Source organism: Haliea sp., from assembly GCF_040222615.1.
Lineage (GTDB): Bacteria > Pseudomonadota > Gammaproteobacteria > Pseudomonadales > Halieaceae > Haliea.
Map to the genome: position 1 here is coordinate 1 of NZ_JAVKCQ010000054.1, position 7,531 is coordinate 7,531.

Here is a 7,531-nt window from a genome sequence, read left to right on the forward strand (position 1 = left end):
CCAATGCGGTAAGCGCCCTGCGTCTGATCTCTCCCAATCCTGTCACGCGTCGTGTCGGCACCGCAACCGGCATCACCGGTTTTATCGTCGCCAGTTTTATTCTCAGCTTCTACGCCATTGTGGCCGGCTGGATGCTCGCCCACTGTGCGGCAGCAATCTCCGAGCTGTTTCGATTCGACGCCCTCGCTGACTGGCTGACCGAATTCAGCTTTGTCCGCAACATGGGGTTCATGCTGGTATTCATGGCCCTGACGGTCGGCATCATTTCCGAGGGCGTACAACAGGGCATCGAACGCTGGTCCAGCCGCCTGATGCCCATGTTACTGGTCTCGCTGGTCCTGCTGGTGCTGTATGTGTTCACCCTGGACGGTGCCATGGATGGCCTGCGCGTCTACCTGTTGCCGGACTTCGAGCGGGCGCTGGCGCCGGACCTCATCCTGAAAGCGCTGGGGGCAGCTTTTTTCTCGCTGTCACTGGGGGTGGGCACCATGCTGATCTACGGCTCCTATATCAGCGACCGGGAAAACCTGCCGGTGGTGGGCGGTCTTGTCACCCTGGTCGATATCTGTATTGCAGTACTGGCCGGCTTTTTGGTGCTGCCCGCCATGTATGTCGCACTGCACAACGGGGTGGAGATCTTTACCGCAACGGGGGAGCTGATCTCCGAGGACACGCTGATTTTCAATGTCCTGCCCCGCCTGTTCGACACCATGGGTCTGGCCGGGGTGGTGGTCAGCCTGCTGTTCTTTTTCCTCATGAGTATCGCCGCCCTCACCTCTTCCATTTCCATGCTGGAGGTACCGGTGGCCTATACCATCGAAGAGCACGGGGTGGATCGCAAACGCGCCGTGGTTGTCATCGGCGCCCTGATCGCGATCGCCAGCACCGTCATCCTGCTCAATTTCGAGGCACTGTTCGGACTGGTAGTCGCTGCCACCACGCGCTACAGCCAACCCCTGCTGGGCTTCATGTTCTGCCTTTACGTTGGCTGGGTATGGCGCCGGGACCAGTTATTGCAGGAACTGCGCAAAGGCAACGACAGGGTCGAATACAGTCTGTTCTGGAAAATCTGGCCCGGGTACGTGCGCGTGGTGTGCCCGGTGATAATACTGCTGATATTCGCCCAGTCACTGCTGGGCTAGTGCCTCCGGAGCGGGACCCGGTCGAACTCAGTTCAGGGCGATGCTGCCGCTGTCCTCGACATACTGGGTAGGCAATACCCCCCGGAAGTCGATCTTGGCCGTAAACTTGTAGTCAAGGGCGTCGCTGCGACTGCGACCCAGATTGGCCAGCAGACGCAGCAGCTCCAGCAGATTGACCCCGGCATCAATGGTGACCTGCTCTTCCGTATAGCCTTCTATCCTCGGCACCTGGTTGCTGACACCGCTGACCAGCTCCCTGCCCAGCAGCTGGATGCCGTAGCTGATACCAGCAATGTCCAGTGCCCGGGCGTTGGGGTTGGCAATGCGCAGGACGATCTGGAAGCGGGGCCCGCTGTCTCCGGCGGGCAAGCTGCGCACACTGTCGACGCTTACCTTGGGGGACTCAATGCCCTGTAACAGGCTGCCGCAGCCGCCCAGGCAAAGTGCCAGCGCCATAACAAGCAAACCTGCACCGCGGACAATCACGAAGCGTCACCGTCACGCGGGGTGATGGAGAAAAAGAATACGCCGTAGCCAAGACTGAATACAGCGAACAGCAGGGCCACCCAATCGCCGGTCTGCAGATACATCCAGCCGCTGAACACCAGCATGGCCAGGGTAACCACAATGCCTATCGCTCGCGCTGTCTGTGACAACTTTCCGCTCCCCTGTGTTATCCTCGGCGGCGACCTGAATCAGGCGCTGGAGAGCATCATAGCATCCGCATGACGAAATTCATTGTTATCTTCCTGGCCGTGCTGGTCAGCTTGTTCACCGTCGAGATGTTGCAACCGGTGCAGGCTGCGGTTATTCAACCGTTTACCGCGTCGCTCGCCGCGCTCAGTGCCGCATTGATCACTCCCTTTGACAGCGACGTGCTCGCCTACGGTCGCGTTATCGCCCACAGCGTCAACAACTTTGCCGTCTCCATCGAATCGGGGTGTAACGGGGTAGAAGCAGCCATTGTGCTGATTGCCGGGGTTCTCGCCTACCCTGCACCCTGGCACTACCGCCTCGGCGCGATACTGGCAGGATTCCTGACCATCCAGGTGCTCAATATCGCCCGCATCATCAGCCTGTTCTACCTGGGCCAGTGGAACTATGAAATCTTCAACTGGACCCACCTGTACCTGTGGCCGGTGTTTATCATGCTGGATGTGCTGATCGTGTTTGTTCTCTATCTGCGCTTCCTGGAACGGCGCCGCCCGGCTGCAAACGCATGACCCTGTACCGCTTCATCGGGCTGGTCATACTGCTGATGATTCCCTGTTTTGGACTCTGGTATGGCCTTGGCGCACTACCGGCCGCACCTGCCATCTGGCTCACCCAGCTGAGCATGCCCTGGGCGGCGCCGGATATTATTCACTCCATTTCCCTGGATCAGAACCAGCTGATGGTCTTCAGCCGTTTTGGCGAACGCGACGGGATCGTGGTTCCTCTGTCCCAGGCGGAATATCAGCTCGCGTTCCCTCAAAGTACGCGCCTGCTGTCCTACTCCATACCGTTCTACACGGCTCTGCACTGTGCCAGTCGTATCGAGGACTCTGTCGGGCGCTACGCCAGGAGCCTGCTCGCCCTGTGGCTGTTGATGTTCGTCGGGTTCGTATCGGTTGCTTTGAAAGACCTGATGGTGGCGGTGGGACCGGCACTGCACGCGACGACGTCCCTGCCCCTGCCACCACCATCGGCAATCGCGCTCATGTACCAGTTCAGCACCCTGATTGTACCGACAGTGGCGCCGATACTGCTCTGGGCCTGGGCTGTGCGAGACAGCCCGCGCTGGCAGTCGCTGCTGCTGGGACGAACGACGGACCTCCCCGAGGATCCGGGCAGCGCCGACTGAACACACATCCGTTCAGGCTGCGTCACCCATCGGGCTGTCTGCGAGTTCTCGCAGTACGCCCTGGTACTCTTCGCCGCGCTCCTCCAATACCGCCTGCAAGGCCCGCTCCATAAGCCAGCGCGCCTGACAGGTGTAGGCGTAGATGCAGGCGTGTACGGCGGCATCGTGCCAGTTTTCCACTGAACAACTGGACGAGTAGTCCTCAAAATGGCTCAGCGATCGAATCAGGTCCGCTATGTGTCGGGGGCACTCGCAGTCAAGGGTGCTCTTGAGCTGGCGGGCCGCTCTCAGCTGCATCTCGTTGAACTGCCGCGGCTTGGCGGTCATCAGTTCGCCCAGATTGGAATCCCCCTGACTGACGCTCTTGTCTGCAACGCTGCGGGCAAGCTCAAAGGCGAGGTAGGCCGGGTCCGGCGGGAAGGCGGTCGCAGCGATGTTCTGCTGCTCCAGCACCTGCAACCAGCGCTCACTGGCAAACTGGTAGGTAACCAGGGCCCGCTCAACATCCAGATCCCGCATCAGGTCACTGAGCTGGCGCGTCTGCATGCCGCTCAGTGTTGCGCACTCGACCACCAGCGAGTCGGCATGGCCGATTTCTTCGCAGATCTGTGGCGTGAGATCCGCCAGGACCATTCTCACCAGCAGCGCATCCACGCCGGCGAGACAGCCCTGATGCTCTTCCAGCCACTCGCAGAGCTGCAGGCCAACGAAGACCACCCTGGGCTTGGGCGCCGGCACGGCCGCACGACCACTCTTGCCCCGGCTGCGCAGCAACATCTCCAGGGTCTTGCGCTCGGTGGAGGCGATCTCCCCAATGCGGGAGCCGCTGTTGACCAGCGCTGCCACCAGCTGCAGGTGCTCCAGATCAGCCTGCGTATACTGGCGCCGACCGGTTGCCGATTTGTGACTGGCACCCAGGCCATAACGTCGTTCCCACACTCGCAGGGTGTCCGGCTTGAGGCCGGTGAGACGGGCGACAGTGCCAATTCCGTACAGGGGACGGGGTTCCATAACAGCCTGGTCCATAATCAGAAGCCTCGAAAGTAGTCATCCTTGTTACGCCTCCCGGGTGCTGCTGGATGACTTGCCCAGCTTGTGTTCGCTTGTTATCTGGACAACTGTCCGGTTTTCTTGTCCAACAGGGTGCACGAGGCCGTATCAACGGCAAACCAGGAAGGAGCTGTGCTGTGGATAACTGGAAAACTGAAACCGACGACCGGGAACTGGAGCGGCTGTTTGCCGAAGCCCGCCGCTATCCGCTGTTGAGTGCCGATCAGGAGCGCGACATTGACGGCAGCAAGTGGCAAGCCGTGGCCAGCATACAATCGCTGCTGCTCGCCAGCGTGGGAGGCCGCGCCTTCGTGCGGGACATGCTGGACCGGATAATCGCCCAGCCGCCGGACGTGGCCGACTTCGATAACCGCGACTACCACTTTCTGTTGCGCCGCGAACTGGTGGCCTATCTGGCCGGCGGAAAGCACGCGAGCTGTGTTTCCCAGCTCGCTGCGGCGCTGGCAGCGGAGGATCACGCGGGTGCAGAAGACATTGCTACCGAAATGACCTTGCCCGCCAGTCTGCTGGTGGGCATGGCAGGCGTCGTCAGCCGCCACAACAGCCATGCAGTGAAATGTCGGGTAGCCGACGCACTGCAGGCATGGCAGGCCGCCGCCGAGGGAGTGGACACCGGCAGCCGCCGCTACCAACTGGAGCCGGCACAGCTGGCCACTCTGAAGCTGGCCCTGTCACGCTTCAACCAGGCCCGCGACACCCTGACACTGCACAACTTGCGGCTGGTGTACTCCATAGCAGGCAAGTACCTTGGCAAGGGAGCCCCCTACCGGGACCTGATACAGGAGGGTACTCTGGGCCTGATCCGCGCCGCGGAAAAATTCGAGGCGCACAAGGGTTATCGGTTCAGCACCTACTGCTACAACTGGATTTCCCAGGCTGTCCGCCGCTATGTCAACGACGGTGCCGCGCTGATTCGCTACCCCACCCACGTCCGCGAACAGGTAGGCAAGCTCTACCGCGAACGCAACGCCATCTGGTCAAGCACCGGCGAGGAACCCAGCGAGGAGGAGCTCGCCAGCGCGGCTGGGATTGAGCCCGACAAGGCGCGGCAACTGCGACAGCTGCGGAATATGGCCGTTTCCCTGGACCAGCCGCAGTACGAAGACGGTGACGAATCGCTCCTCGACAGCGTACCTGGCGGCCCCTTCCAGGACATCGCGGCCAGTGCCGAGTCCGAGTCACTGCAGCGCTGCCTGCTACAGGAAATCGATCACCTGGAGCCCGCTGAACAGGAGGTGGTGATCGCGCGCTGGGGCCTGCACCGGGGCCCTCCCCTGAGCCGCGCTGAAGTCGCCGATAAAATGCGGGTCAGCCGTGAATGGGTGCGCCAGCTCGAACGGTCGGCGCTGGAGAAACTCAGCCGCAACACAACCGTACGCGACGCGGCCCGGGATCACGGCAACCTGTCGCCCGCTTGAGGATCGAAAACGGCAGCCAGTGCCCGGTCTATTCCCGGGTAAGCAAACGTGAAATCCGCGGCCTCCAGGGCCGCGGGCTCTACCCGCTGGCCGCTAAGCAGCAGCTCTCCGGCCATTTCACCCAACATCAGGCGCATGACGGGGCCGGGAGCCGGAATAGCGGGCAGCGTGCGGAACTGCTTCTGCATGGCCGCGCAGAACTCGCGCTGGGTCACCGGGGTCGGCGCGGTAACATTGAACGCGCCGGCCAGGTCGTCTTGCTCCAGCAGCATGGTCATCGCGGCTACCACGTCCACCCGGTGGACCCAACTCAGGTACTGGTGGCCCGTGCCCGGCCAGGTAGCAATCCCGAAACGAAACGGCATCGCCATTTCCCGCAGGGCGCCCCCTTCCCTGTCCAAAACCACCCCCAGACGCAGCAGACAGGTTCTCACGCCCAGCCCCTCGGCCTTCAAGGCCTCCGCCTCCCACGCCTGACACAGCTCGCTGGAAAAGCCGAGGCCGGGTGGGGCGGTTTCCGTCAGCGGCTGGTCTCCGCGCGGCCCGTAATACCCTATGGCACTGGCGCTGAGCAGGGCTCGCGGGGGCTGTGCCCTGGAGGCGAGAAATTCCACCAGCTCCCGCGTACCGTCCACACGGCTGGCAACGATTTCCTCCTTGTACGCCGGCGTCCAGCGCTTGCCCGCCAGGGAGGCACCGGCGAGATTGATTACCGCGTCCGGGCCATTGTCAGCGGGCAGTTCGTTCAAGGACCGCACAAAGTTACACTGCTCCGAATCGCGATGCCGACCGCGGCTGAGGATAGTGATACGGTGCCCACTCCCGAGCAGCTGTGGCACCAGTGCCTGACCGATGAACCCGGTGCCCCCGGTGATAAGGATATGCATACCCTGATTCCTCACGTTTTAGGTAGAGCTCCATCATGATCAATCCCGGGCCCGAACTGCAACAACTGCTGGCACTGCTGGATCGGCGCTCCCGGCTGGTTGTCCTTACCGGCGCCGGCATCAGCGCCAGCTCGGGCATCCCCACGTACAGGGATGCGGGCGGCAACTGGTTGTACAGTGCCCCCATTCAGCACCGCGATTTTCTGCAGGAGCCAGCTACCCGGCAGCGCTACTGGACTCGCTCCTGGTTTGGCTGGCCAGGGGTACGCGATGCTCTGCCCAATACCGCGCACCGGGCGCTGGCCAGGCTGGAGGCTGCCGGTGCCGTTGAATTGCTGGTTACCCAGAATGTCGACCGCCTGCACCAGCGCGCGGGGAGCAGTGCTGTGGTTGACTTGCACGGACGCCTGGATCGGGTCCGCTGCGTCGGCTGCGGGCGGTATTCAGAGCGAGAAGAGATGCAGCTGCGGCTGGAGCAGGCAAATCCACACCTCGCCGCGCTAGAGCCGGGCGCCTCGTCCCGGCCCGATGGCGACATGACCCTGCCGGATGCAATGGCACGAAGAACCGCTGTACCCAACTGCCTGGCGTGCGGGGGCGTACTGATGCCGGACGTGGTGTTCTTCGGTGGCACGGTACCGAAAGAGCGCGTCACCAGCGTCGCCACCGCTATAGAAGCCGCAGATGTGCTGCTGGTTGTCGGCTCCTCCCTGCAGGTCTACTCGGGCTTCCGCTTCTGCCGTGCGGCCCACGCCCTGGGCAAACCGCTGGTTCTGCTCAACCCCGGCCTTACCCGGGCCGATCCCCTTGCCAGCCTCAAGCTCTTCACACCCTGTGAACTCCTGCTCGAAATGCTGGCGGACGCTGTCACCGGTGTCAGCGCACAACCACCCCTGTCGCCACCCGCCGTGTGACCAAAAAAAAGCCCGCGTGCTATGACGCGGGCTGCATTGGCTGAACCGTTCTCTTAATCGGTCAGGATTGTCAGCTCAATCAGCGGGCTGCCAGACACTTCCGCCGGCGACGGATCCCGCGCGATCACCGTATAATTCACTCCACCCTCCAGCTCAATCAAGCCACCACTGTCGAACGCCACCACGGCCTTGTCGCCTGCCGCGGTAACGGTAACCCAGTAGCTGCCGGGCGTCAGGGCAATTTGCCCGGTGGTCT

At 62.3% G+C, this 7,531-nt stretch carries 10 protein-coding genes; 5 read left to right on the forward strand and 5 right to left on the reverse strand.

Annotation, left to right across the window (positions count from 1 at the left end):
- A partial coding sequence (locus tag RJQ10_RS04750; protein ID WP_350144149.1) for a sodium-dependent transporter occupies positions 1-1,142 on the forward strand: 1,142 nt, incomplete at its 5' end.
- A gap of 27 nt (positions 1,143-1,169) precedes the next feature.
- Here the strand turns inward: RJQ10_RS04750 and RJQ10_RS04755 are convergent.
- Together RJQ10_RS04755 and RJQ10_RS04760 are read right to left on the reverse strand one after the other, a co-directional pair.
- Positions 1,170-1,598 carry an LEA/WHy family protein gene (locus RJQ10_RS04755; RefSeq protein WP_350144151.1) on the reverse strand — a complete coding sequence of 143 codons (429 nt, stop codon included), beginning with the start codon at positions 1,596-1,598 and terminating at the stop codon, positions 1,170-1,172.
- 26 nt (positions 1,599-1,624) lie between these two features.
- The gene (locus RJQ10_RS04760; protein ID WP_350144153.1) at positions 1,625-1,798 is read right to left on the reverse strand and encodes a hypothetical protein; all 174 of its coding nucleotides are present in this window, start codon (positions 1,796-1,798) and stop codon (positions 1,625-1,627) included.
- A gap of 69 nt (positions 1,799-1,867) precedes the next feature.
- Between RJQ10_RS04760 and xrtH the strand changes: the two genes are divergently transcribed.
- Both xrtH and RJQ10_RS04770 read left to right on the forward strand, forming a co-directional pair.
- Positions 1,868-2,365: an exosortase H gene (xrtH, locus tag RJQ10_RS04765; protein WP_350144155.1), complete on the forward strand. Its 498-nt coding sequence runs from the start codon at positions 1,868-1,870 to the stop codon at positions 2,363-2,365.
- The gene (locus RJQ10_RS04770; protein ID WP_350144157.1) at positions 2,362-2,985 is read left to right on the forward strand and encodes an exosortase H-associated membrane protein; all 624 of its coding nucleotides are present in this window, start codon (positions 2,362-2,364) and stop codon (positions 2,983-2,985) included. Before xrtH ends, RJQ10_RS04770 begins: the two co-directional genes overlap by 4 nt.
- A gap of 12 nt (positions 2,986-2,997) precedes the next feature.
- Here RJQ10_RS04770 and RJQ10_RS04775 read toward each other — a convergent pair whose 3' ends face one another.
- The gene (locus RJQ10_RS04775) at positions 2,998-3,996 is read right to left on the reverse strand and encodes a MerR family transcriptional regulator (RefSeq protein ID WP_350144159.1); all 999 of its coding nucleotides are present in this window, start codon (positions 3,994-3,996) and stop codon (positions 2,998-3,000) included.
- Positions 3,997-4,172: 176 nt separating this feature from the next.
- On the opposite strand from RJQ10_RS04775, the gene RJQ10_RS04780 reads away from it, so the two are divergent.
- Positions 4,173-5,474, forward strand: a complete 1,302-nt coding sequence (locus RJQ10_RS04780; RefSeq protein ID WP_350144161.1) for a sigma-70 family RNA polymerase sigma factor — start codon at positions 4,173-4,175, stop codon at positions 5,472-5,474.
- Here RJQ10_RS04780 and RJQ10_RS04785 read toward each other — a convergent pair.
- Positions 5,450-6,361, reverse strand: a complete 912-nt coding sequence (locus RJQ10_RS04785; protein WP_350144163.1) for a TIGR01777 family oxidoreductase — start codon at positions 6,359-6,361, stop codon at positions 5,450-5,452. The two genes, RJQ10_RS04780 and RJQ10_RS04785, sit on opposite strands and share 25 nt — an antisense overlap.
- A gap of 35 nt (positions 6,362-6,396) precedes the next feature.
- On the opposite strand from RJQ10_RS04785, the gene RJQ10_RS04790 reads away from it, so the two are divergent.
- A complete protein-coding gene (locus RJQ10_RS04790) occupies positions 6,397-7,275 on the forward strand; it encodes an NAD-dependent protein deacetylase (protein ID WP_350144165.1) in 879 nt (292 codons plus the stop codon).
- A gap of 53 nt (positions 7,276-7,328) precedes the next feature.
- On the opposite strand, the gene RJQ10_RS04795 is transcribed toward RJQ10_RS04790, so the two are convergent.
- On the reverse strand, positions 7,329-7,531 hold a 203-nt coding region (locus tag RJQ10_RS04795; protein ID WP_350144167.1), incomplete at its 5' end, for a hypothetical protein.